Genomic DNA, 23742 nt, shown 5'->3' on the forward strand with positions numbered 1-23742 from the left:
GGGCCGAGTCCCGTAGGAGAAGAGAACAGGTGTCACGTCCTTCGGGAGCGACCGATATCGAGTCGCCCGACCGTACGGAGCCGAGCGTGAAATCCGTAGCGCCACAGAACAACGCGCCGCAGACCAAACGCCGGGGTGATCGGCTGAGCGTCTCGGCCCGGGCATGGGTGTTCGTCACGCCGGTGCTGCTCGCCCTGGCCGTGGTCGTCGGCTATCCGGTGGTCCGGGCCGTGATCATGTCCTTCCAGAAGGACTCCGGCCTGGACAAGTCCACCGGCATGTTCGTCGAGGGCGGCGGCGCGGGCTTCAGCAACTACACGCACTGGCTGCTGCAGCAGTGCACCAACTCGCTCGGCGAGACGGTGGACTGCCCGACCGGCAACCTGGGCTCGCAGTTCTGGGCCGCCATCGGCGTCACCCTGCTGTTCACCGTCGTGACCGTCGCGCTGGAGGCCACCATCGGCCTCGGCATGGCGGTCATCATGGGCAAGACCTTCAAGGGCCGCGCCCTGCTGCGCGCCGCCGTGCTCATCCCGTGGGCCATCCCGACCGCCGTCACGGCGCGGTTGTGGGAGTTCATGTTCCAGTACGACGGCGTGGTGAACCGCATCTTCGGCACCCACATCCTGTGGACCGCCGACCCGTGGCCCGCCCGCTTCGCGGTCATCGCCGCCGACGTCTGGAAGACCACCCCGTTCATGGCGCTGCTGATTCTCGCGGGCCTGCAGGTGATTCCGGAGGACGTGTACGAGGCCGCGCGCGTGGACGGCGCGTCCGCGTGGCAGCGGTTTCGGCACATCACCCTGCCGCTGCTGAAGCCGGCGCTGCTGGTGGCGGTGCTGTTCCGCACCATGGACGCGCTGCGCATGTACGACCTGCCCGCGATCATGACCCAGTCCAACCCGGCCACCCGCACCATCTCCATGCTGGTGGTGGATCAGGTGCGCCAGGGCCCGAACAGCGCGTCGGCGCTGTCGGTGATCACCTTCCTGCTCATCTTCACCGTGGCGTTCTTCCTGGTGAAGGTGTTGGGCGCGAACGCCGTTCGCACCCAGGAAGAACAGCGGGAGGCCCACTGATGAGCACCAACGTCGTCGAGCGGGCCGCGAACAAGCCCGCGCCGCAAGCGGTTCCGTGGAGCAAGCGGCTCGCGTCCGGCCGCGTATACCTGGGCGCGCTGATCGTGCTGGTGTGGGGTCTGGGACCGTTCTACTGGATGGTCGTGACCGCGCTCCGCGATCCGGCCTACACCTTCGACAACACGCCGTGGCCCACCCACGTCACGTTCGAGAACTTCCGCAACGCCTTCGACACCAGCCGCGGCAACAACTTCGGCCGGGCGCTGGGCAACAGCGTGATCATCGGCGCGGCCACCACGGTGGTGGCGCTGCTGATCGGCATCATGGCCGCCTACGCGCTGGCGCGGCTCACCTTCAAGGGCAAGTACCTGGTGTCCGGACTCATCCTGTCCGCCTCCATGTTCCCCGTGGTGGTGCTGGTGACGCCACTGTTCCAGCTGTTCACCGACCTCGGCTGGATCGGCCACTACCAGGCCATGATCATCCCGAACATCTCGTTCGTGCTGCCCATGACCGTGTACATCCTGGCGTCCTTCTTCGCCGAACTCCCCTGGGAGCTCGAAGAAGCCGCACGGATCGACGGCGCGTCGCGGTTCCAGGCGTTCCGGCTGATCATGCTGCCGCTGGCCGCCCCGGCGGTGTTCACCACCGCCATCCTCGCGTTCATCGCGGCGGTCAACGAATACCTGCTGGCGCGACTGCTCTCCAACGACAAGACCGAACCGGTGACGGTCGCGGTGGCCCGCTTCTCGGGCAACAACCCGCTGGTCCAGCCGTACACGGCGATCATGGCGGCGGGCACCATCGTCACCATTCCGCTGGTCATCATGGTGCTGCTCTTCCAGCGCCGCATCATCTCCGGCCTCACCGCGGGCGGCGTCAAGAGCTGAATTCGATTGCCTCCGCTTCGCTCCGGCGGGGTTCGCGGCGCGTACCACCAGGTCTTCGGATCCCGGTGACGTAGCCGCCGGCCCCGTCAATTGCGCTGAGTGGCCGGAGCGTCGATTAACATAGGGCGATCCGCGGCCGGTGTCGCGGGGTTTCTGTGTGCTCCCCACCCCGGTGGGGTGGAACCGCGCTTTGTCGACGCTCCGGAAGGAGATGCTCGTGAGCTCGTCCCGCGACCGGCACGGAGGAGAACCGGAAGCGTCCGCCACCAGGGCGGAGTGGAACGAGCTGGCGGCCAGCGCATCTCATCGGCAGCGGCATCCCTCGCCGAGCCGCCCACGGCGGCGGGCCAAGCCGCCCATCAACCCTGATCAACCGGATACTCCACCGGCGCGCACCCGCGGACAGCGGATCCGGCGACTGGTCCTCGCACTGTTCCTGGTGCTGGTGGTCATGCCGACCACCCTGCTGGGCGTCGCCTACTGGAGCGCCGAGATCCCGGACCCGAACGCGGTGCAGACCAACCAGATCGCCACCATCTTCACCTCCGACGGCGCCACCGTGATCGCGAAGGTCGTTCCGCCGGACGGTAATCGGGTGCCGGTGCCGCTCACCGACGTGCCGCTGCCGGTGCGCCAGGCGGTGCTGTCGGCGGAGGACCGCAACTTCTACTCCAATCCGGGCTACTCCACGTCGGCGTTCCTGCGCGCGGCCCGCGACAACCTGCTCGGCCGCGACGACGCCGGCGGCGGCTCCACCATCACCCAGCAATACGTGAAGAACGCCTTCCTGAGTTCGGAACGCACCCTGAGCCGGAAGATGCGCGAGCTCATCATCTCCGCCAAGATGGCCCGCGAATGGAGCAAGGACGAGATCCTCGCCGCCTACCTCAACACCATCTACTACGGTCGTGGCGCGTACGGCATCTCCGCCGCGGCCCACTCCTACTTCGGCAAGCCCGCCCCCGAACTCACCCTGGCCGAGGGCGCGGTACTGGCCTCGGTCATCCGCACCCCGTCGCTGCTGGACCCGGAGAGCCACCTCGACCAGCTGCGCGCGCGCTGGGCCTACGTACTCGACGGCATGGTCGAGATGGGCACGCTGACCCGCGACGACCGCGCCGCCACCCAGTTCCCGCTCATCATCCCGGCCCCGGCGGTGGACGACAGCACCCCGCGCGGCCCCGAGGGCCTGATCCGCGCCCAGGTGCTGCGCGAACTGCGCGCCTCCGGGATCAGCGAGCGCGAACTGAATACCGGTGCGCTGCAGATCATCACGACCATCGACGCCAAGGCCCAGCAGGGCGCGCTGACCGCGGTCGGCAAGGCGCTGGCCGGGCAGCCGGGCGAACTGCGCTCGGCGGTGGTCTCGGTCGACCCGCGCTCGGGCGCGGTGCGCGCCTACTACGGCGGACCCGACGGCATCGGCTTCGATTTCGCGCAGGCCCCGCTGCAAACCGGGTCCGCCTTCAAGACTTTCGCGGTGGTCGCCGCGCTGGAACAGGGAATTCCGCTGACCTACCAGCTCGACAGCGCGCCACTCACCGTCAACGGCGAGAAGATCCAGAACGTCGACGGCGAGTCCTGCGGCACCTGCTCGCTCGGGGAGGCGTTCAAGCGCTCGCTCAACACCAGCTTCTACCGGCTGTCCGGAACCCTGTTCGAGGGCCCGAAGGCGATCGCCGACGCGGCCCACCAGGCCGGTATCCCCGACCAGATCCCGGGCATTCCCGGCAAGACCCTGACCGAGGACGGCGGCGGCCCGCCGCTGCCCGCCATCGTGCTGGGCGCCTACTCGGTGCGCCCGATCGACATGGCCTCGGCCTACGCCACCCTGGCCGCCTCCGGCGCCTACCGCGCACCCTATTTCGTGCAGAAGGTCGTGACCGGCGACGGCCGGGTGCTGCTCGACCGCGGCGCCGCGCCCGGCGGGTCCGAGCAGCGCATCCAGGCCGGCGTCGCCGACTCCGTCGCCCAGGCCATGCTCCCCATCGCCGCCTACTCCAACGGCCACGGCCTGGCCGGCCGCCCGTCCGCGGCCAAGACCGGCACCACCCAGCTCGGCACGACCGGCCAGAACAAGGATGCCTGGATGGTCGGCTTCACCCCGGCGCTGTCCACCGCGGTCTGGGTGGGAACCGAACAGCCCCAACCCATCCGGACAGCCCGCGGCGCCGCCATCTACGGTTCCGGCCTGCCGTCCGACATCTGGAAGCAGACCATGGACGCCGCGCTGGCCGGAACACCGGTCGACCAGTTCCCCGGTTCGGCGCCGGTCGCCGGAAATCCCCCCGCCAACAGCAATTACGACATCCTGAACCCGCCGACCCCGGCCCCCGCGCAGGAACCGGTCCTGGTGATTCCGCCCGCTCCCACGCCTCGCGAGGTCGAGATCTTCCCCGGCCTCAGTGTCCCCGTCCCCGGGTAGCGTTCATAACATTCATGTCCTGTTGATCATGTTTCGTGCCTACCGCTCCATCCGCGCGCGGCCGCGGATATTGTGGAACCCGCTACCGGATTCAGCGACTCCGAATGCCGGTGGCAGGATGCGGGTTGGGAGCAGGGTGGGGTCGGAGACAGCACGAGACTTAGGGGCGACGCCGGTGGAATTCAATGTTGTTGAACGCCACGAAACGCTGGTAGCCGGAACGGTGCTACGCAGCCCGGCACTCGCGGTCGAAGGGCCGCGCCGCGCGAAGGTCGAGGAGGCCTGGAAAAGAACGATCGCACGCGATCTGCCGGGCCCGCCCGCGACCGCGTACGTGGATCACGCACCCGAGATCGGTTCGTATCTGACCCATATCGTCGGCTACGAATGCAAGAATCCGGACGACCTATTGCCCGGCGATGTACTGGCGCGTATCCCGGGCGGCGTTTTCGCCCGCTTCATTCGCAGCGGCGACAATCTCGGCGACGTGATCGTGTCGATCTGGCGGACGGTCTGGGATCTCGAGGCGGCCGGCAGCCTGGTGCGCGCCTACACCGGGGATTTCGAGCACTATCCGGACAACCGGACGGTGGAGGTTTTCGTCGCGCTGGATCCGAGCGCGGAGGGGTAGGGGAGCAGTGGACTTCGAAATCGTCACCCTGGAGGAATTCCTGGTCGGCGGGCTGACCATCCCCCTGGCGGGCCGCGAGGTCACCGCCCGCGACCTGGACCTGGTGAACTTCACCTGGGACCGCTATCTGGCCCGGGAGAAGAAGGCCGAACGCGTCGCCGCCTACATCGGCCAGAACGATCACGCGGTAGCCGTTCTCGGATACGAGCTTTCGGGCCTGCCCGACCTGGACACCGGCGACGTCATGACCCGCATCCCCTCGGGCCGCTACGCGAAATTCGTTGTCTCGGACAAGCCTTACGACCTGCTCCGCACCGCCTGGGCCCAGGTCGCCAAGGCCGAGAACGCGGGCACCATCACCCGCTCCCACACCGCGGAGATCGAGCGCTACACCGGTCCCACATCCGTCGAGGTCTACGTCTCCCTCGACTGACGTCGAAAACCGAAAAGGGCGGCATCGCGATTGCGATGCCGCCCTTTGTGTTCGGTGTGTGGGGGTGGAGCCCCCACGTCGCCCATCGGGGGTGTTCGGGGGGCGCAGGCCCCCTGAGACCGATGAGAGTTATTCGGCGTCGATGATGAAGGCCTCGAGCTGGGCGCGGGCCACGTCGTCGGCCAGCTGCTTGGGCGGCGACTTCATCAGGTAGGCCGAGGCCGGGAGGACGGGTCCGCCGATGCCGCGATCCTTGGCGATCTTGGCGGCGCGGACGGCGTCGATGATGATGCCGGCCGAGTTCGGCGAGTCCCACACCTCGAGCTTGTACTCCAGGTTCAGCGGCACGTCACCGAAGGCGCGACCCTCGAGCCGGACGTAGGCCCACTTGCGGTCGTCGAGCCACTCGACGTAGTCCGACGGGCCGATGTGCACGTTGCGGTCGTACACCTTGCCCGAGAGCGGGCCCTCGAGGTTGGAGGTCACGGCCTGGGTCTTGGAGACCTTCTTCGACTCCAGGCGCTCACGCTCGAGCATGTTCTTGAAGTCCATGTTGCCGCCGACGTTGAGCTGGTAGGTGCGGTCCAGCACGACGCCGCGGTCCTCGAACAGCTTGGCCATCACGCGGTGGGTGATGGTCGCGCCGACCTGGGACTTGATGTCGTCGCCGACGATCGGCACGCCGGCGTCGATGAACTTCTGGGCCCAGACCGGGTCGGAGGCGATGAACACCGGCAGCGCGTTGACGAAGGCCACGCCCGCGTCGATGGCGCACTGCGCGTAGAACTTGTCGGCCTCTTCCGAACCGACCGGGAGGTAGGAGACGAGGACGTCGACCTTGGCATCCTTCAGCGCCTGGACGACGTCGACCGGCTCGGCCTCGGACAGCTCGATGGTCTGCGCGTAGTACTTGCCGATGCCGTCCAGCGTCGGTCCACGCTGCACGGTCAGGCCCGACGGCGGCACGTCGGAGATCTTGATGGTGTTGTTCTCGCTGGCGAAGATCGCGTCGGACAGGTCGAAGCCGACCTTCTTGGCGTCGACGTCGAACGCGGCGACGAACTTCACATCACGGACGTGGTACGGACCGAACTTCACGTGCATGAGTCCGGGGACGGTCGAATTCTCGTCGGCGTCCTTGTAGTACTGCACGCCCTGAACCAGGGAAGATGCGCAGTTACCCACGCCGACGATGGCCACCCGAACTTCGGTGTTGATCTCACTCATGGCCGATATTTCCCTCTTTCTGTGGTGCCGCCTTCGTCGATTGCTCCGCAGCAATCAACTCGTTGAGCCAGCGCACTTCGCGCTCGCTTGATTCGAGACCGAGTTGATGGAGCTGGCGGGTATAGCGGTCCAGTTGCCCACTGGCTCGCTTTATCGCTTCCCGCAGTCCTTCTCGGCGCTCCTCGACCTGCCTCCGCCGCCCCTCCAGGATTCGCATCCGCGCTTCCGCGGGGGTGCGGCCGAAGAAGGCCAGATGAACGCCGAAGCCGTCGTCGGTGTAGTTCTGGGGTCCGGTGTCGGCGAGCAGTTCGGCGAACCGCTCCCGTCCCGGGTCAGTCAGGTTGTAGACCCGCCGCGCACGGCGCGTTGCAGAGCTCGACCACGAGGCTGTCGCAGGGCCCTGCGGACTCTCCTCCGCGATGAGGCCGTCGGCCTGCATGCGCCGCAGGGTCGGATACAGCGACCCGTAGGAGAAGGCCCGGAACGGGCCCAGCAGACCGGTGAGCCGCTTGCGCAGCTCATAGCCGTGCATCGGTGACTCGAGGAGCAGCCCGAGGATTGCCAACTCCAGCACCGGGCTTCACCCCCTGACTGTTGTGTTCAGACCTAACCGATGGATGCAGTTCCAAACTATATCGCGCCGATATAAACGGCGCACCGAACCACCGCGACCCGGCGTGTGGCGACCCGCGTTACGCCGTGTGGCGAATTGATCAGAGTCCGTCCGGGGCGTGCGGGCCGAGGGCCACCGCAAGTACTCTGGGTCGCGTGCGAATACAGCGGCAGGTAGTGGACTATGCGCTTCGGCGCCGGTCCCTGCTGGCCGACGTCTACGCGGGGCGGGTGGACGTCGCGGATGTGTGCGATGCCAATCCGTACCTCCTGCGGGCGGCGAAGTTCCACGGGCGGGGAAGCGAGGTCACATGCCCTATCTGCAGGAAAGAGCAGTTGACACTCGTCTCGTGGGTCTACGGCGACGGCCTGGGCGCCGTCGCGGGCTCCGCCCGCGCGCCGGAGGAACTGGTCCGGTTGGCCGAGACTCGCGAGGAGTTCTCGGTGCATGTGGTCGAGGTGTGCCGGACCTGTAGTTGGAACCATCTGGTGCAGTCCTATGTGCTTGGCCTAGCCCCGGCGCCGACGGGCCGACGCCGCGCCGGCACCCGTCGTACGGCCGCCGAGTGAGAGGCCACGTCGACTGCTGATCCGCGGGCACGCATGCCCGCCGCGGTACACCGACAGTGACCGCATCGAGCCCTGCCCGGGGACCCGGACCGTATCGAGAAGTAATTGGAGAGCCAGGCTGTGACATCGCCCTATGACGACGGACCGCACGGCGGCCGCCCCCGTGGCGGTTCGCAACCCGGCCCCGGTGGTTACCCGCCGCCGGCCCAGGGGGGACGGCCCGCGGGGCCGCCGCCCGGGGCGCGTCAGCCCATGGGGCCCGGTGGCCCGCAGCGCGGCAACGGCGGTGGTCCCGGCGGGATGCCGCCGCGCGGACCGAACGGCCAGCCGCCGCGCGGGGGCGCGCCGCAGGGCGGACAGCCGGCCCGCCGGCCCGGACCGCCCGCGTCGCCGCCGCCCAGACCCGGCAATCCGGATGCGACCCGCAAGCTTCCGAACCCCGCCGCCGATCAGCGCGTGAACACCGGCGCGCGACAGGCGGTTCCGAATCACATCTCCCGGGCGGCCGCCCCGGACCGCGGCCAGCGGGTCTCCGATCGCGGGGCGCGCGCGGGCGCCGCGGCGGGCGCGGGCGCGGCGACGCGGACCCGCCCGGCCGACGGCAACCGGCCGCCGACCGGTGGCCAGCCCGCCACCCGGCGGCCCCAGGGCGGCACCCCTCCCGGCCCGCCGCCGCGGCGGCCGGGCGGCAACGGTTCCGGAGGCGGCCAGGGCGGCGGTAAGGGCACGCCTCGCAAGACCTCCATCTGGCGGATCATCCGCCGGACCATCTACGTGGGCATGGCGCTGGTCCTCGGTCTGGGCAGCACGGTCTTCCTGTACGCCTATTCGACGGTGAACGTGCCGCAGCCCGGTGACCTGAAGAACAACCAGGTGGCCACCATCTACCTGGCCGACGGCAATTCGGTGCTGGCGAAGATCATTCCGCCCGAGGGCAACCGGACCGATGTGACGATCGACCAGATCCCGCCGCACGTCCGCAACGCGGTCATCGCGGCCGAGGACCGGTCGTTCTACACCAACCCGGGCTTCTCGATCCAGGGCTTCGGCCGCGCGTTCGTCGGTCAGCTGACCGGCAATTCGAGCGCCGGTGGTGGTTCGACGATCACGCAGCAGTACGTGAAGAACGCGATGGTCGGCAACGAGCACTCGCTCACCCGAAAGCTGCGTGAGCTGGTGATCTCGGCCAAGATGGCCAAGCAGTGGTCCAAGGACCAGATCCTGGCCGCCTACCTGAACACGATCTACTTCGGCCGCGGCGCGTACGGCATCGACGCGGCGTCCAAGGCGTACTTCAACAAGCCGGTGCAGGATCTGAGCGTGGCCGAGGGCGCGGTACTGGCGGCCACCATTCAGCAGCCGTCGAACCTGGATCCGGAGAAGAACCCGCAGGGCGCGCAGACCCGCTGGAAGTACGTGCTGGACGGCATGGTCGACGGCGGCAACCTGCCCGCCGCGGACCGCGCGAACATGCAGTACCCGGCGGTGATCTCGGCCGCCGAGGCGCAGCACGACAAGACCCTGGACGCGGGCCCGGAGGGCCTGATCAAGACCCAGGTGCTCAAGGAACTGGAAGCCGCGGGCATCTCCGAGCACGATCTGAACACCCAGGGCCTGCAGATCACCACCACGATCGATCAGAAGGCCCAGGACGCCGCCGTCAACGCGGTGAACAAGGTGATGGACGGCGAGCCGGAGAAGCTGAAGGCCGCGGTGGTGTCGGTGGATCCCAAGACCGGTGCGGTGCGCGCCTACTACGGCGGCTCCGACGGCCAGGGCTTCGACTTCGCCAATGCCGGTCTGCAGCCGGGCTCCTCGTTCAAGGTGTTCGGCCTGGCCGAGAACCTGGAACTGGGCAAGCCGCTCTCGACCATGTACGACAGCTCCTCGCCGTTCAAGGTCAATGGCATCGAGATCCACAATGTCGCCGACGAGAACTGCGGCATGTGCACCATCGCCGAGGCCACCAAGCGGTCCTACAACACCAGCTTCTACCGGATGATGCTGGACATGCCGGGCAACGGCCCGCAGAAGATCGCCGACATGGCGCACCGGCTCGGCATCCCCGCGAGCGTCGACGGCATCGGCAAGACGCTGGTGGAGCCGGACGGCTCATCGCCGAACAACGGTATCGTGCTGGGCCAGTACAACGTTCGCGTGCTGGACATGGCCTCGGCGTACGCCACGCTGGCCGCGTCGGGCATGTACCACGCGCCGCACTTCGTGACCAAGGTGGTCGCCTCCGACGGCACCGTGCTGATGGATCGCGGCGACGTGGCCGGTGAGCGCAAGGTCTCGGCGGCGGTGGCCGACAACGTCACCGACGCGATGAAGCCGATCGCGCAGTACTCGAACAAACATCAGCTCGCGGGTGACCGCCAGTCCGCGTCCAAGACCGGTACCGCCCAGCTGGGCGACACCATCGAGAACAAGGACGCCTGGATGGTCGGCTACACGCCGTCGCTGTCCACCGCGGTGTGGATCGGCACGGCCGCCGGAAACGAGAAGCTGCGCAACGCCAATGGCGGCATGATCTACGGTTCGGGCCTGCCGTCCGACATCTGGAAGTCGACCATGGACGGCGCGCTCAAGGGCACGACGAACGAGTCCTTCCCGAAGCCGGGCAATATCGGTAGCTCGCAGGGTGGTGTGCCGTCCTGGTCGGCGCCGTACACCGCGCCCTCGACCACCGAGGCGCCGCTGCCCCCGGTCGTCACCACCAGCCAGATGCCGATTCCGGGTCTGCCCGGGTTCTCCATCCCGGTGCCGGGCCTGGCGCCGAATCCGCAGAACCAGCGGCAGCAGACCCAGCCCGAACCCACCCAGGAGCAGCAGGGCGGCGGCACCGGTCCGATGTCCGGGCAACCGGTCGCGCCCGCGGACGGGGGCGCCACGACCACGGCTCCGAACAGCGGTGGCGGTACCGGCAACGGCAATGGACGGCCGAATCGGTAGCCTGCTGGCGTGATCGAGCAGCAACTGGCGCACCGGTCGGCCGCCGCGAGCGGACCGGCCGGCGCGGCGCCGGAGCCGGGGGAGGCAGCAGGAGTGGAACAGGCTCGCGCGCAGCGTGATACGCCGGTCGGCTACGAGTCGCCGGCGCCGCTGGCGGCCGATCTGCAGTCGGTCGACGACCGGGACAAGCCGAGTCGCACCGACACGCTGACCGCGCAGCTGTGCGATCCGCTCGGCGGCCCGGTGGGCGACCACGCGGTGATCGGCCGGGTCCGCTTCTGGACCCCGATGCGGGTGCTGATGGCGTTCGCGGTGCTGTTCCTGGCGTTCGGCTGGTTCGGCAAGGCGGGCTGCATCCAGCAGCGGCCGGACTCCTCGGGAGTCATGGGCCTGGACTGGAACAACGGCCGCCAGTACCTGGCCATGTGCTACTCGGACACGGTCCCGCTGTACGGCGCCGAGCATCTCAACGAGGGCGCGTTCCCGTACAAGAAGCAGTGGGTCGAGTTCAGCGACGGCAAACCGCAGGTCCGCTACATGGAGTACCCGGTGCTGTCCGGGATGTACCAGTACGTCTCCATGGGAATCGCCAAGGCGTGGAAGGTCTCTCCGCTGCCGGGCAGCGGCGCGCTCGAGGTGGTCATCTACTTCAATGTGGTGGCGATCGGCCTGGCGCTGGCCTGGCTGGTGACCATCTGGGCGACCGCGCTGTCGGCCGGGCGGCGGATCTGGGATGCCGCGCTGGTGGCGCTGTCGCCGCTGGTGGCGGTGCACGCGTTCACCAACTTCGATTTGCTGGCAACGGCTTTCGCGGCGGGCGGCCTGCTGGCCTGGGGTCGCCGCCGTCCGGTGCTGGCGGGCATCCTGCTGGGCTTGGGCGGGGCGGCGAAGCTGTATCCGCTGCTGCTCCTGGGCCCGATCCTGATCCTGTGCGTCCGCGCCGAACGGCGCGATGAGGACGACGCGGCCTTCGGCGGCCTGACGCCGATGCGGGCCGCGGGCGCGGCGGTGGCGTCGGCGGCGATCACCTGGCTGGCGGTGAACGCGCCGATCGCGGCGCTGTACCCGAACGGCTGGTGGGAGTTCTTCCGGCTCAACACCGAACGGCACGCGGACCCGGATTCGATCTACAACGTGATCACCTCGTTCACCGGCTGGGCCGGATTCGACGGGGTGCTCGGCTCGCAGGACGTGCCGACCGTGCTGAACACGGTGTCGCTGCTGCTGTTCATCGCGGCGTGCGCGGGCATCGGCTGGATCGGCCTGACCGCCGCGCGGCGGCCGCGCCTGGCGCAGCTGGCCTTCCTGGTGGTGGCGGCGTTCCTGCTGACCAACAAGGTGTGGAGTCCGCAATATTCGATCTGGCTGGTGCCGCTGGCCGTGCTGGCGCTGCCGCACCGGCGGATCCTGTTGGCCTGGATGACGATCGACGCCCTGGTGTGGGTGCCGCGCATGTACTACTACCTGGGCCCGGATCACAAGGGTCTGCCCGAGCAGTGGTTCACCGGCACCGTGGTGGTGCGCGATCTGGCGGTGATCGCGTTGTGCGTCCTGGTGATCCGCCAGATCTACCGTCCGGCCGAGGATCCGGTGCGCCGCGACGGCGCCGACGATCCGGGCGGCGGTGTGCTCGACCGCGCCCCGGATCCTCAGGATCCGTGGCTGCCGTCCTGGCTGTGGCCGCGCCGGCCGGAACCCGTGCCCTGAGCCGACGCTCAGGGCCGGGGCCCGCTCACCGCCTCAGAGGAAGCGGGCCAGCTGCGGTACGGCCTCGCCCGGGTGCTTGGCCTGGAAGCCCTCGCCGAGGGCCTGGAACTTCCAGTCCGCGCCGGGGGCCGCGCGGAACATCTTGCCCATGGCCATGCCGGTGAACGGCATGCCGCCGGTGAGGGTGAAGCGTGCCATCTCGGCATTGGTGGCGCTGTCCACCAGGCGGCAGTAGGCATTGGCGAGCTGTTCGAAGGTGTGGCCCTTGTAGGAGGTCACGATGAACAGCAGGGTGGTGACCGACGGCGAGATGCGCGAGAGGTCGACGCTGATCTCCTCGTCGTCGCCCTCGCCCTCACCGGTCAGGTTGTCGCCCTGGTGGCGGATGGACCCGTCCTTGGAGGTGAGGCTTCCGTAGTACACGACGTCGACCGGTCCGTGTCCGGCGAACATCACTACCGAGGCGTCCAGGTCCACGTCCACGGCCTTGTTGCCGAAGATGCCGCCGCGCTTGACCGGGTCCCAGCCCAGACCCATCTTCACGTAACTCAGTGCCGCGCCGCCCTCTTTGCGCAGGTTGATGCGCTGACCCTTGACCAGGCTGACGACGTGGCCGGTGGGCAGATCGCGATCGGCCTGCGGCGCGGGCGGCGGCGGAGGAGGCGGAGGCGGGAAGCCGCCGGTGGGCGCGGGAGGCGGCGGGTAACCGCCCGTGGGCTCGAATTGCCCGGGCGGGGGCGGATATCCGCCCGTGGCCGGGGCGAGCTGCTCGGGTGCGGGCGCGGACACGGGCGCGGGCTGCGGCGCGTCGTCGACGCGCACGCCGTGGTCGGTGACCAGCGCGGCGAAGCCCCCCGCGTACCCCTGCCCGACCGCGCGGGCCTTCCAGCTGCCCTGGCGGCGGTACAACTCCAGTGCGATGACGATGGATTCGGTGCTCAGGCCCTCGATCCGGTACTCGTACAGCGAGTTTCCGGCGGCGTCGGAGACCCGGGCCACGGGCGCGGACAGTTGCCCGAAACTGTTGTTGGCGTCGTCGAGGGTGATGACGGCCCGAAGCTGTTCGATATCAGCGGGAATCGCGTCCAGCGACACCGCCAGCACGGCGGGCGTGCCCGGCGCGCCGGGGCGCAGTGTCACCCCCGGCCCGGAGGGCTGGTTGAAGAACACGAAATCGGCGTCGGTGCGCACCGTGCCCGCCGGGGTGACGAGTAGCGCGGACAGATCGGCCGGTGCGGCCACCTCCACGCTGATCACCAGTTCGTGGACACTCAGCGGACCGTTCTGGCCCTTCACCAAAACTGCGGACACGATCGACCCTTCGCTTGACGGTGCGGTCGCTGCCACTCTACGAGAACATGGCGACACGAGCCGGAGGCGTGGTAGCCGAGTATGCCGGGAACGCGTGGCAGTATCGGCACCGTGAGCGACGGTGAGGTGGAACCCGCGGAAGCGCACGAACAGTACCTACGCGCCTTCCGACACCCGGCCGTGTCCCGCGACCAGCTGCGCGACCTGCTGGACGCGGTGAACGCCTTCCTGGACACCATCACGCCCAAGGAGGGCGAGTTCACTCCGCGCGGCGGCTGGGCCCCGGAATCCACGGCCATGGCCTTCCAGATCGGGCGCGCGGTCGAGCAGGTGCTCTCCGAGCGCGAGGACGCCGATCGGGAGCTGGTGCGCCGCCGCGATATTCGGGACCGCCTGGTGGCGGCGCTGGACGCGGTGCTGGACTGCCTGCGCACCCTGCCGGAGCTGGCCGAGGCCGAGGTGTCGCTGGGCACCCTCTGCGTGAACGAGGGCTTCCAGGTCTACGACGACGGTTCGGTCCGCACCACGCCGGAACAGGAGGCGACAGTGGACGCGGGTCTGCTGGAGCGCCGCCGGATCGAATTGGACGAGCGGATGACGGCCGCGGTGGCCGCGCGCACCGCCCTGGTGGAGGACACCACCGATCTGATCCGGGAACGGCTCGGCGTGGCCGAGGTGGGGATTCCGTGGGTGATCCTGGCCGCCACCCAGGGCGGCCTGGACGTCTCCGAGCCGTTCGAATTCGCCGCCGACCATCTGCCCGACGGTGAACTGCGGGATCTGATGGTGCAGCTGGTCACCGATATCGAGTTGGCCCGTTCCCTCGAGGAACCCGCGCAACCGCTGGCGTAGCCCGAATCCCGTCCCAAAAGCCCGAAACCACGTCGCCGCCGCACCGGCGGTGCGAGTCTGACTCACGGGGACCCGAACCGGCCTTCCGACGGGAGATTTCGGTGAAGAAGCTCATCAACGATCCGGCCGAGGTGGTGGACGCCGCCCTGGCCGGGATGGCCGCGGCGCATCCGGAACTGCGGGTGGACGCCGAACAACGCATCGTGGTGCGCGCCGACGCGCCGCGCCCGGGCAAGGTCGGCCTGGTATCGGGCGGCGGCTCCGGACACGAACCCCTGCACGGCGGCTTCGTCGGCCTCGGCATGCTCGACGCGGCCTGTCCCGGCGAGATCTTCACGTCCCCGGTGCCCGATCAGATCCAGGCCGCCACCGCGGCCGTGGACTCCGGGGCGGGCGTGCTGCACATCGTGAAGAACTACACCGGCGACGTGATGAATTTCGAGATGGCCGCCGAACTGGCCGCCGCCGAATCCGGTGCGGAGGTCCGCACGGTCGTGGTGAACGACGATGTGGCGGTACAGGACAGCACCTACACCGCGGGGCGTCGGGGTGTCGGGGCGACGGTGATCCTGGAGAAGATGGCGGGCGCGGCCGCCGAACAGGGCCGGCCGCTCGACGCGGTGGTGCGCATCGCGGAACTGGTGAACGCGTGCTCGCGCAGCATGGGGATGGCGCTGACCTCCTGCACCGTCCCCGCCGTCGGGCACCCCACCGTCGCGCTGGGCGACGCCGAGATGGAGATCGGCATCGGCATCCACGGCGAGCCCGGCCGGGAGCGGGTGCCGCTGGCCCCGGCCCGCGATGTGGCGGGGATGCTGCTGGAGCCGATTCTCGCGGATCTGCCGTTCGCGGCGGGTGATCGGGTGCTGTGCTTCGTCAACGGCATGGGCGGGACGCCGCTCATCGAGCTGTACCTGATGTTCGACGAGGTGGCGCGGATCCTGCGCGGGCGGGGGATCCACGTCGAGCGCTCGCTGGTCGGGCCGTACATCACCGCACTCGACATGGCGGGCTGCTCGGTCACGGTGACTCGCCTGGACGAGGAGCTGACGGCGCTGTGGGACGCGCCGGTGCGGACTCCGGCGCTGCGGTGGGGCATCTGATGGCGGCGGTCGACGTGTCCGCGTGGGTGCGCGGATTCGCGGCGCTGGTGGACGAACACGCCACGGAGTTGACCGCACTGGACGCCGCCATCGGCGATGCCGATCACGGGACGAATATGCGGCGGGGAATGACAGCGGTCGTTGCGGCACTGGATGATTCGTCGTCACCGGCCGAGACCATGAAGCAGACCGCGCTCGTACTGATCCGCACCATCGGCGGCGCCAGCGGTCCGCTGTTCGGCACGTTCTTCCTGCGCTTCGCCGGCGCCATCGACAGCGGTTCGGACATCGTCGATTTCGCGCGGGCGTTCCGGACGGGCCTGGACGGTGTGATCGCGCGCGGAAAGGCCGCGGTCGGGGACAAGACCATGGTGGATGCCCTCGGTCCCGCCGCCGATGCCTTGGACGAGGAAGTCGCGGGTGGCGCTTCGGCCGAGGTGGCCCTGGATGCCGCGGTCGCCGCGGCGGAGGTTGGTCGCGATGCCACGACGCCGCTGGTGGCGCGCAAGGGCCGGGCGTCGTATCTGGGTGAACGCAGTGCGGGACACCAGGATCCGGGCGCGACCAGTGCCGCCCTGCTGGTCCGGGCGGCGCGGCGGGCCTTGCGATGATCGGACTGGTGGTGGTCTCGCACAGCCGCGCGCTGGCCGAGGCCGCGGTGGCGCTGGCCGCCGGGTTGCTGCCCGATCAGGGCGTGGCGGTGCGGATCGCGGCAGGCCTGTCCGCGGAGGAATTCGGCACCGACGCGGTCATGGTCGCCGACGCTGTCCGGGAGGCCGATTCCGGGGACGGCGTGCTGGTGTTGATGGATCTGGGGAGCGCTGTGCTTTCCGCGGAGACGGCGCTCGATCTGCTCGAATCCCCAGTGCGGGTTCATCTCTCCGCGGCACCGCTGGTCGAGGGTCTGGTCGCGGCGCTGGCCGTGGCGGGTGGGGGCGCTGATCTGGAGACCGTGGCCCGCGAAGCCGACGGCGCGCTCACCGCGAAGCGGTCGCAGCTCGGTTCCTCCGCGGAGCCGGGGGTCGCGATCGATCCACATCCATCCACAGGTAGTGCACCTGTGGATAACTCGGCTGTCATCGAGATATTCGAGGTGACCGGTCGGCACGGATTGCATGCCCGCCCTGCCGCCGAGTTGGTCTCGGCCCTCAGGGATTTCGACGCACACGTCGAACTCCGCAATGACACCACCGGCATCGGACCGGTGCCCGGCGACAGCCTGACCCGCGTCCTCACCCTCGGCGTACTCCCCGGTCATCGGCTGGAAGTGCGCGCGACCGGTCCCGACGCGGCCCGGGCCGTCGCGAAAGTTCGCGCCCTGACCGTGAATTGACGCCTAGCGCGGGACCGCCGCGCCCAGGAAGAAGTCGACGATCTCCTCGGACGCCCGGATACCGGACGCCGCGGTGACCGCCACCCGGGGATGACTCCAGTTCCGCTGTTCCAGCTCGCCGTGGCGAGGCCGGATGGCGGCGTCCGCGGTGATCAGCATCTCCGCGTCGAGTGAGCCGTCGCCCGCGGCCAGCAGCGGCGACCCGGCGCGCAGTTCACCCGAGTCGAGCATGCGGCGTCGAACCTCGCGCATCGCATGGCTTTTGCACACCGGGGTCGGCATGGCGTAGATCTTGCGGCCCTGCTGCGAGGCCGTCCAGCCGCGCGGGCGGCACCAGGCGTCCCAGTCGGCGAGGAATCCGGCGGGCAGCCGGTCCTGGTCCACGACCAGGTAGCAGAACAGGTCGTCGGCCTCGCGCAGTCGCAGCGCGAACGATTCGTCCACGCGGGCCCGCAGTTCCGCGCGCACTTCGACGAGGGTGGCGCATTCGGCGCGCACCCGGGCGTCGAGGGCGGAACGCCAGCGCCGGTCCGGCAGTCCGTTGCGCAGGATGCTGCCGCCATTGCTGGTGACGGCGTAGGGCCACGGCCCGCCGGGCAGGCGGATGCGCTGGAACTGTTCGATGGTGCGGGTGGTGACCGGTACCACGGCCGAGGTCTCGGCCAGGATCTCGAGCCGTTCGGCCGCCGTCACCGTCATGTACGAGAGCGGCTGTCCCTCATACTCTTCCACGCACACCTTGTCGGGGTCCGCGTTCCCGAAGGCCGCTCGCGTATAGATCAGCGTCCGATCGAGATCGGTCGCCACCATCACCTCGCGCTGCTGCACCCGCTACCCCTTCACTTCCTTGATCAAGCCCATACAGGCGTACGCCAAATCCGGCACGACTTCGACCGGCACGCCGCGCGCCGCGGCGAGCAGCCGGATGTGCGCGTGCTCGCCCGCGTCGGGATCACGCACCAGCACCCGCCACGGCACCCGCCGCAGCAGCACCCGGGTGGTCTCTCCCACACCGGGTTTCACGAAGTTCACGCTCGAGATCCCGTACTCGGCCCGCACCCGCTCCACCGAGGCCCAGCCGGCCCAGGTGGGGGTCCGGTCGGCGGCCAGCAGCTCGCGCACCCGCGCGTCCACCTGCGGGCGCACCCGGTCGAAGCAGCCGCTCACGGCGTCCAGCAGGCGGTTGGACTGGTCCGCGCCCGCGAGATCGCGGTAGAACTTGGCGCCGTGGAACTGTCCGGGCCCGAGCAGCCGGTCATTGAGCACCGTGCGCGAAATCAGCCCCGACACGGTCGAATTCAAGCATGCGGAGGCGATCAGGAAGTCGTCGCGCGTGCCGAAGGTCCGCGCGCAGCCACCCGGATCGGCCAGTACCGCCAGGTCCGGATCGAACCGGGCCCCGCCCGCCGCGTGATACGCCGCCAGCGCCGCGTCGAGCTCACGGGTGATGGCGCCCTTGCCGGTCCATCCGTCCACGAACACCACCCGCGCCGAATCGTGGTGGCGCGCGAGGTGATCCAGTGCGGCCGCGTCGATTCCGCGATCCCGCACGATCGACACCGCGTAGTGCGGCACCTCGATCCCCCGGCCGCCCAGCCACCGGCGCATGAGCACGCCGACGGGCGTCCCGGCCCGCGCCAGGGACGCCAGCACGATGTCGTCCCCGCGCTCGGCGACCACCAGCTCCGCGACGGTCGCCACCGCCAGCGCCAGCCGCTCGGCGCTCTGCTCGAGCACCCGGTCGAACAGCTCCCGATACTCGGTGTCCGGCTGGTACTCCACCGGCAGCGACTCCGCGTAGTGCGCCGCCCCCGATTGGATCCGCCGCTCACGCTCGGCGACATCGGCTTCCAGGGCGACGCCGGACAGATCCGTGAGCAGCCACGCCACCTCGTTGCGCGGGTACGACCCGAACTCCGGCCCGTACAACGGTTCCGGCGGCGCCGAACGCGTCGCGGCGAGCGCGCGCGGGTCCGATTCGGTCAGCACGGCCAGCAGCACATCGGAACCCGACGCGGTGAGCACGTCGACGAGACCGCCTGCGGCCGTGAGCCGTTCGGTGTCCGCCGGGGTGTCGACGACGACCAGCAGGATCGGATGGTCCGCCGTACGGTCCTCGCCCGGCCACCGGGCGTTGTACAGGTATCGCGGAGCGTCCTCGCCGGTCTCGGGCGCGGTGAAGCGGAATCCGCGGCGCAGCGGGTACCCCGGCTGGTCGAGAACATAGGCCGGTGAACGCGTCGTCGTCTGGTAGCGGGCGGGAATCCCGTTGTCCGCCAATCCCGCCGCGATGCGCAGCGGCAGGTACATGAGTTCCTCGTGGGCGATGACGATGACCGGCCGCGGCTCGGCCAGTTCGGCGGAGAGGGCCTTGGTGGCGCGAGCGAGCGCCGCCTCGAAGGGTGCGGTGTCCGAGTCGAGGAAGCCGTGGCGGCCGCCCTCGGGAACATCGTGGGGCCAGGGGATCTCGACCCGGGTGCAGGCGCCCCGGCGTTCGGCGACCGGGTTCAGCACGGGTTCGGGCAGTGCGGCGACCGCGTCGATCAGGTCCGCGGGCAGCACGGTGCGCCCGCCCGCCAGGCAGACGGTGTCGATGCGCGCGCCGAGGTCGGCGGCCGCCTGCTCGAAGGCGCGGCGGTCGGCGTCGGTCCGCATGTCCACCAGGGACGCCAGGATGTAGTGCGTGCGCGGGGTCAGGGCGTGCAGGGCGCGGACGGCGTCCAGTGCCGTTGCGCCGGTGGAGATCTCGTCGTCGACGAGCACCATGGGCAAGTCGTTGTGGAAGACCGCGGCGGGCATGGGTTGCAGCAGGTGGGAGGTGGCGTGCGAGTGGCCCTCCTCGAAGCCCGCGAGGGTGTCGGCGGTCGGCACGTCGCGGCGGGTGGAGTGCAGGTAGCACCGGGCGCCGATGCGGGCCGCCACGGTGTGTCCGAGCCCGGTCGCGGTTTCGGCGAAGCCGAGCACCACCGCGGCGCCGGGCCGATCGCCGGACGCGGCGAGTACCTCGAGCACCAGGTCGCCGAGCCGGTCCCCTGCCTCGAGCACCCGGTGCGGGTCGGTGGGCAGATGCTTGCCGAGCACCGTCGAGACCAGCAGGTGGGCGCGGCGCGGATTGCGGCGCAGCCCGGGTTCGACGAGCGTCTCCACGCGCCATTCCGGACCGGGCAGGCAGGTGCCGGTGTGGCGCAGGGTGAGGCCGAGTTCCCGGGTGGCCCAGGGGAGTTCGCGGGTGGCCGAGGGTAGGGCGGAGTCGGCGGTCACGATTCGACCAGGGCCTTGAGCAGGTCCACGAAGGAGACTCCTTTGTTGGCGACGCCGAAGACGCGGGCGCGCAGCATGATCTGGTGGGCCCAGCTGCGGTGCGGGCGCATCTCGTTCATCTTGTTGCGGTACTCGGAGGCGGCGACCCCGCCCGCGCCGGTGCTGAGAATGTCGGCGGCGTCGGCGTATTCCTCGTGGGTCACGATGGACAGCGCGTGCACGACCGCGACGTGGGTGGGGTGGATGACGGTCTTGCCCTGGATGCCGTTGGCGCGGTCCAGGGTGATCTCCCGCAGCAGCCCGTCCATGTCCCGGCTGACCAGCGACTGCCGGAACGGCACGGCGTCCACCTCGGCGAAGGGCGCGGTGCGCAGCAGCGGCCGGAACATGCGGGTGTGGTCGGCGAAGTACTCCCACACCGGTCCGGTGATGGTGAATCCGGTGCCGTCGGCGCGGCCCAGATAGTTGACGATGTCGGCGATGACGTCGGCGACCACGCGCACGTCGTAGATGGTGAGGTCGCGGTCGCGGCGAATCCCGAAGGTGGAGCACATGTCCGTGGCCCCGATGCGGACGGCGAGGATGCGGTCGCGGTGCGCGGTGAGCAGCTCACCGATGCGGCCGAGTTCCCGATCACGGGTCTCGCGGTGCACCAGCGCGGGAGATTCCAGCACCGGCATACCGAAGACGGTGCGGTCCAGCCGTTCCGAGGCGAGTTCCAGCGCGTGCAGGTAGTCGGCGGCGCAGCCGCTGTCGAACTTGGGCAGCACGAATCCGGTGAGCGCCGTCGCGCCCGCCCCGAGCCGTCCGGCGATCTCGCCGATGCTCTGCGGGTCGCGCACCCGCACGAACAGCAGCGGGTAGGCCTCGCCGCTGGCCGCCAGTTCGTCGAGGGTGGCGGCGGCCTGCCACTTCCCGTGTTCGACGGCGTGGTCGGCGACCGCGTCCTCGAGGTCGATGACCATCGAGCAGACGCCGCGTTCGGCGCGGCGCAGGATGGTGGCGGTGAGGTCGGCCCGGGTGGCGGGCACGTACAGGGTCGCGCCCAGCGCCATGGCGAGCAGGTCGCGATCGCGGGAACCGCCGAAGGCCTCGGGCAGGCGGTAGAACAGCCGCCGCAGCTCCGGGCCCGGAACCTGCCGGAAATGCCGCAGCGGGAAGCGCTTCCGCAAGGAGACCGGTGCGACGTCCGAGTCGCTGGTGATCATCGCGGTCATCGTCGCGGACGTCCTCCTGGTGACTTTCGTTCTATCTGTCGGTATTTCGCATGCGTTCGACGACTGCGGCGACGAAGGCGGTGATCGCGTCGAGTTCGGACACGTACGCCCAGTAGTCGGGGTGGCGGCCGGTCAGGCCCGCGGTGGCCCGGTCCAGGCGTTCGGCCTGGGCGTCGAGCACCGATCCCCATTGCGGGACGACGCCCTTGTTGACCGCCAGCATCTGCGCGTCGCGCAGTTTGAAGCGAACGGCCTTGGCGCGCTCGGCCGGTTGTTCCCGGACCGCGCGTAGCTGGGCGAGCCGGTCGGTGACGGCCTCGGCGCTCTCCTCGGCGGCGGCGAGGCGGGCGCGGGCGGTGGTGGTCAGGTCGAGCGCGTCCTCCGGGTCGTGGGCGGCCAGGGCGGCCCGGGCGCGGGTCAGGTCCGCGTCGGCGGCCTCGACGGCCGCCCGGGCTTGTCGCTCATTGTTGGCCAAATCGTTCGATGACGCAGCCGCGAATTCCCGCAGCAGCGCGGACATGGCCGGGGCGACGCGGTCCAGACGATTGCGGGCGGCATCGAGCCTGGTGGCCGCCGACGCCAGCGCGGTGGTGGCCGAATGCTGTTTGCCGGGAGCGGCTTCCAGGGCACTGGACAACTCCCGGGTGCGGGACTCGAGCCGGGTCGCGGCGTCGCGGGCGGGGCCCCCGGCGCCGCCGATCGCGGCGGCCTCGAGTGTGAGCAGCGCCTCATCCAGAGCAGCCGCGCATTGCCGGACCGAGGGGTAGGCGGCGTACGGGGAGGCGTCGGCCTGCTGCCGGACCCGCTGCGCGTCGGCGCGGGTCTGCGAGACCAGTTGCGGCACCGAGCCGAACACCGCGACCGCGTGCTCGAGGTGGGCCTGATCCCCGCGGTAGAAGTCGTCGACCGCCCGCGCGGCGTCGGTGAGCCGACGGGCCACACCGTCGATCTCGGGCTGCGGAATCACCCCCGTGCCGTCGCGTTCGGCCTGCTCGAGGCGCTCGTCGAGGGCGAGGTAGGCGCCGGACGCGTCATAGCAGCGAGCACGCACCGGTTCCCAGCGCGCGGCCGCGCCGCGTTCGGGGAACAGCGCGGCCGACGCGGCGACGGCGGCCTCGGCGATGCTCTGCCGCCGGTCCATATCGAGGAAGGCCGCCGTCAGCATCGACCGGGCCTGTTGCACCCATTCGTTGTTCCGGGGTGCCCGGAACCATCCGCTTCGACGGCCTGCCACGCCACGATCGTAGGCAACCCTGGACGATCACGGCGACCGTGCGTCGGCGAACATCTCGGCCACGCGTTGACGATTGCCGCGACCGCGGCGATGGAGTGTGTGACCCTGTCCTGTGACAGGCTGTCGTCGCACGGTTGCCTTGACCCATTCCTACCCATGGCTTGGGGAAACCATTACTGTCGACGACGGCGGAACCTGGACAGTGGGCGAAGCCGTTAGACAAGAAACGCTTCGAACGCTAAACAACGGAAGGATCCCCGCAATGGGTGTCAGTTTGTCCAAGGGCGGTAACGTTTCACTGACCAAGCAGGCGCCGAACCTGACCCAGGTCGCGGTCGGCCTGGGCTGGGACGTGCGCACCACCACCGGCACCGACTTCGACCTCGACGCCAGCGCCATCGCGACCGGCGGCGACAAGAAGGCGCTGTCGGACAAGCACTTCGTGTTCTTCAACAACCTGCAGTCCCCGGAGGGCACCATCGTGCACGCCGGCGACAACCTCACCGGTGAGGGCGAGGGCGACGACGAGGTCATCAACATCGACCTGGCCAACACCCCGCCGGCCGTGGAGTCCATCTTCTTCCCGGTCTCGATCTACGACGCCGACTCGCGCGGCCAGAGCTTCGGCCAGGTCCGCAACGCCTATATCCGGGTCGTGGACCGCGCCAACGGAACCGAGCTGGCCCGCTACGACCTGTCCGAGGACGCGTCCACCGAAACCGCCATGGTGTTCGGTGAGCTCTACCGCAACAATGGTGAGTGGAAGTTCCGGGCCGTCGGCCAGGGCTACGCCTCGGGCCTGTCGGGCATCGCCCGGGACTTCGGCGTCAACGTCTGACGCGACCAGCTCGCGACCGACGCGAAGTACCAGCGTCTCAATAGAACACACGGCGACACGTCGA

20 protein-coding genes are annotated in these 23742 nt (G+C 69.7%); 13 read left to right on the plus strand and 7 right to left on the minus strand.

Going from position 1 to position 23742, the window contains the following annotated elements; translation table 11 throughout:
• Positions 1-143 precede the first annotated feature (143 nt).
• The 5 genes from ACQPYY_RS33300 (at position 144) to ACQPYY_RS33320 (ending at position 5458) form a co-directional block, all read left to right on the plus strand.
• Complete coding sequence (locus ACQPYY_RS33300; protein ID WP_433594792.1) at positions 144-1079, plus strand: carbohydrate ABC transporter permease; 936 nt, start codon at positions 144-146, stop codon at positions 1077-1079.
• Positions 1079-1969, plus strand: a complete 891-nt coding sequence (locus ACQPYY_RS33305) for a carbohydrate ABC transporter permease (protein ID WP_433592194.1) — start codon at positions 1079-1081, stop codon at positions 1967-1969. The genes ACQPYY_RS33300 and ACQPYY_RS33305 overlap by 1 nt, the downstream gene beginning before the upstream one ends.
• A 211-nt stretch (positions 1970-2180) precedes the next feature.
• Positions 2181-4394 (plus strand): transglycosylase domain-containing protein, encoded by a 2214-nt coding sequence (locus tag ACQPYY_RS33310; protein ID WP_433592195.1) that lies wholly within the window; start codon positions 2181-2183, stop codon positions 4392-4394.
• Positions 4395-4422: 28 nt separating this feature from the next.
• A complete protein-coding gene (locus ACQPYY_RS33315) occupies positions 4423-5025 on the plus strand; it encodes an effector binding domain-containing protein (protein ID WP_357274630.1) in 603 nt (200 codons plus the stop codon).
• A 7-nt stretch (positions 5026-5032) separates the two neighbouring features.
• A complete protein-coding gene (locus ACQPYY_RS33320; RefSeq protein ID WP_379102717.1) occupies positions 5033-5458 on the plus strand; it encodes a GyrI-like domain-containing protein in 426 nt (141 codons plus the stop codon).
• 129 nt (positions 5459-5587) lie between these two features.
• On the opposite strand, the gene ACQPYY_RS33325 is transcribed toward ACQPYY_RS33320, so the two are convergent.
• Together ACQPYY_RS33325 and ACQPYY_RS33330 are read right to left on the minus strand one after the other, a co-directional pair.
• Entirely contained in the window at positions 5588-6685 is a 1098-nt protein-coding gene (locus tag ACQPYY_RS33325; protein ID WP_357097432.1) for an inositol-3-phosphate synthase, read from the minus strand.
• Positions 6678-7259, minus strand: coding sequence for a PadR family transcriptional regulator (locus ACQPYY_RS33330; protein WP_357274636.1), 582 nt, complete (start codon positions 7257-7259; stop codon positions 6678-6680). The genes ACQPYY_RS33325 and ACQPYY_RS33330 overlap by 8 nt, the downstream gene beginning before the upstream one ends.
• Before the next feature lie 194 nt (positions 7260-7453).
• Between ACQPYY_RS33330 and ACQPYY_RS33335 the strand changes: the two genes are divergently transcribed.
• The 3 genes from ACQPYY_RS33335 to ACQPYY_RS33345 all read left to right on the plus strand — a co-directional run bounded on the left by ACQPYY_RS33335 (position 7454) and on the right by ACQPYY_RS33345 (position 12529).
• Positions 7454-7867 carry a DUF5318 domain-containing protein gene (locus ACQPYY_RS33335; protein ID WP_357274638.1) on the plus strand — a complete coding sequence of 138 codons (414 nt, stop codon included), beginning with the start codon at positions 7454-7456 and terminating at the stop codon, positions 7865-7867.
• A 780-nt stretch (positions 7868-8647) separates the two neighbouring features.
• Positions 8648-10822: a transglycosylase domain-containing protein gene (locus ACQPYY_RS33340; protein WP_379103723.1), complete on the plus strand. Its 2175-nt coding sequence runs from the start codon at positions 8648-8650 to the stop codon at positions 10820-10822.
• Positions 10823-10915: 93 nt separating this feature from the next.
• The gene (locus ACQPYY_RS33345) at positions 10916-12529 is read left to right on the plus strand and encodes a glycosyltransferase family 87 protein (protein WP_379103725.1); all 1614 of its coding nucleotides are present in this window, start codon (positions 10916-10918) and stop codon (positions 12527-12529) included.
• A 33-nt stretch (positions 12530-12562) separates the two neighbouring features.
• Here ACQPYY_RS33345 and ACQPYY_RS33350 read toward each other — a convergent pair whose 3' ends face one another.
• Positions 12563-13840, minus strand: a complete 1278-nt coding sequence (locus ACQPYY_RS33350) for a TerD family protein (RefSeq protein WP_433592196.1) — start codon at positions 13838-13840, stop codon at positions 12563-12565.
• Positions 13841-13951: 111 nt separating this feature from the next.
• Between ACQPYY_RS33350 and ACQPYY_RS33355 the strand changes: the two genes are divergently transcribed.
• The 4 genes from ACQPYY_RS33355 (at position 13952) to dhaM (ending at position 17128) form a co-directional block, all read left to right on the plus strand.
• Entirely contained in the window at positions 13952-14692 is a 741-nt protein-coding gene (locus tag ACQPYY_RS33355; protein ID WP_379102723.1) for a hypothetical protein, read from the plus strand.
• Positions 14693-14793: 101 nt separating this feature from the next.
• Positions 14794-15795, plus strand: a complete 1002-nt coding sequence (dhaK, locus tag ACQPYY_RS33360; protein ID WP_433592197.1) for a dihydroxyacetone kinase subunit DhaK — start codon at positions 14794-14796, stop codon at positions 15793-15795.
• The gene (dhaL, locus tag ACQPYY_RS33365; RefSeq protein WP_433594793.1) at positions 15795-16406 is read left to right on the plus strand and encodes a dihydroxyacetone kinase subunit DhaL; all 612 of its coding nucleotides are present in this window, start codon (positions 15795-15797) and stop codon (positions 16404-16406) included. Before dhaK ends, dhaL begins: the two co-directional genes overlap by 1 nt.
• Positions 16403-17128, plus strand: coding sequence for a dihydroxyacetone kinase phosphoryl donor subunit DhaM (gene dhaM / locus ACQPYY_RS33370; protein ID WP_433592198.1), 726 nt, complete (start codon positions 16403-16405; stop codon positions 17126-17128). The genes dhaL and dhaM overlap by 4 nt, the downstream gene beginning before the upstream one ends.
• Before the next feature lie 3 nt (positions 17129-17131).
• Here dhaM and ACQPYY_RS33375 read toward each other — a convergent pair whose 3' ends face one another.
• Genes ACQPYY_RS33375 through ACQPYY_RS33390 form a run of 4 tightly spaced genes read right to left on the minus strand, consistent with a single transcriptional unit; the run spans position 17132 to position 22840 of the window.
• Positions 17132-17938 carry an HAD family hydrolase gene (locus ACQPYY_RS33375; protein ID WP_433594794.1) on the minus strand — a complete coding sequence of 269 codons (807 nt, stop codon included), beginning with the start codon at positions 17936-17938 and terminating at the stop codon, positions 17132-17134.
• Between the two features lie 21 nt (positions 17939-17959).
• Complete coding sequence (locus tag ACQPYY_RS33380; RefSeq protein WP_433592199.1) at positions 17960-20389, minus strand: phosphoribosyltransferase; 2430 nt, start codon at positions 20387-20389, stop codon at positions 17960-17962.
• The gene (locus ACQPYY_RS33385) at positions 20386-21597 is read right to left on the minus strand and encodes an HpcH/HpaI aldolase/citrate lyase family protein (protein ID WP_433592200.1); all 1212 of its coding nucleotides are present in this window, start codon (positions 21595-21597) and stop codon (positions 20386-20388) included. The genes ACQPYY_RS33380 and ACQPYY_RS33385 overlap by 4 nt, the downstream gene beginning before the upstream one ends.
• Positions 21598-21637: 40 nt before the next feature.
• On the minus strand, positions 21638-22840 hold the full coding sequence (locus tag ACQPYY_RS33390; RefSeq protein WP_433592201.1) for a hypothetical protein: 1203 nt from the start codon (positions 22838-22840) through the stop codon (positions 21638-21640).
• Positions 22841-23102: 262 nt separating this feature from the next.
• On the opposite strand from ACQPYY_RS33390, the gene ACQPYY_RS33395 reads away from it, so the two are divergent.
• Positions 23103-23678, plus strand: a complete 576-nt coding sequence (locus ACQPYY_RS33395) for a TerD family protein (protein ID WP_357274658.1) — start codon at positions 23103-23105, stop codon at positions 23676-23678.
• Positions 23679-23742 lie beyond the last annotated feature (64 nt).

The organism is Nocardia sp. CA-145437 (genome assembly GCF_050956485.1).
In the GTDB taxonomy this organism is placed as follows: domain Bacteria; phylum Actinomycetota; class Actinomycetes; order Mycobacteriales; family Mycobacteriaceae; genus Nocardia.

Bases quoted from the DNA above. Each gene is read 5' to 3' on its own strand.
- ACQPYY_RS33305 (WP_433592194.1), top strand. From the start codon at position 1,079: ATGAGCACCAACGTCGTCGAGCGGGCCGCGAACAAGCCCGCGCCGCAA.
- ACQPYY_RS33310 (WP_433592195.1), top strand. From the start codon at position 2,181: ATGCTCGTGAGCTCGTCCCGCGACCGGCACGGAGGAGAACCGGAAGCG.
- ACQPYY_RS33315 (WP_357274630.1), top strand. From the start codon at position 4,423: ATGTTTCGTGCCTACCGCTCCATCCGCGCGCGGCCGCGGATATTGTGG.
- ACQPYY_RS33325 (WP_357097432.1), bottom strand. From the start codon at position 6,685: ATGAGTGAGATCAACACCGAAGTTCGGGTGGCCATCGTCGGCGTGGGT.
- ACQPYY_RS33340 (WP_379103723.1), top strand. From the start codon at position 8,648: ATGGCGCTGGTCCTCGGTCTGGGCAGCACGGTCTTCCTGTACGCCTAT.
- dhaL (WP_433594793.1), top strand. From the start codon at position 15,795: ATGGCGGCGGTCGACGTGTCCGCGTGGGTGCGCGGATTCGCGGCGCTG.
- dhaM (WP_433592198.1), top strand. From the start codon at position 16,403: ATGATCGGACTGGTGGTGGTCTCGCACAGCCGCGCGCTGGCCGAGGCC.
- ACQPYY_RS33375 (WP_433594794.1), bottom strand. From the start codon at position 17,938: ATGGTGGCGACCGATCTCGATCGGACGCTGATCTATACGCGAGCGGCC.
- ACQPYY_RS33385 (WP_433592200.1), bottom strand. From the start codon at position 21,597: ATGATCACCAGCGACTCGGACGTCGCACCGGTCTCCTTGCGGAAGCGC.
- ACQPYY_RS33395 (WP_357274658.1), top strand. From the start codon at position 23,103: ATGGGTGTCAGTTTGTCCAAGGGCGGTAACGTTTCACTGACCAAGCAG.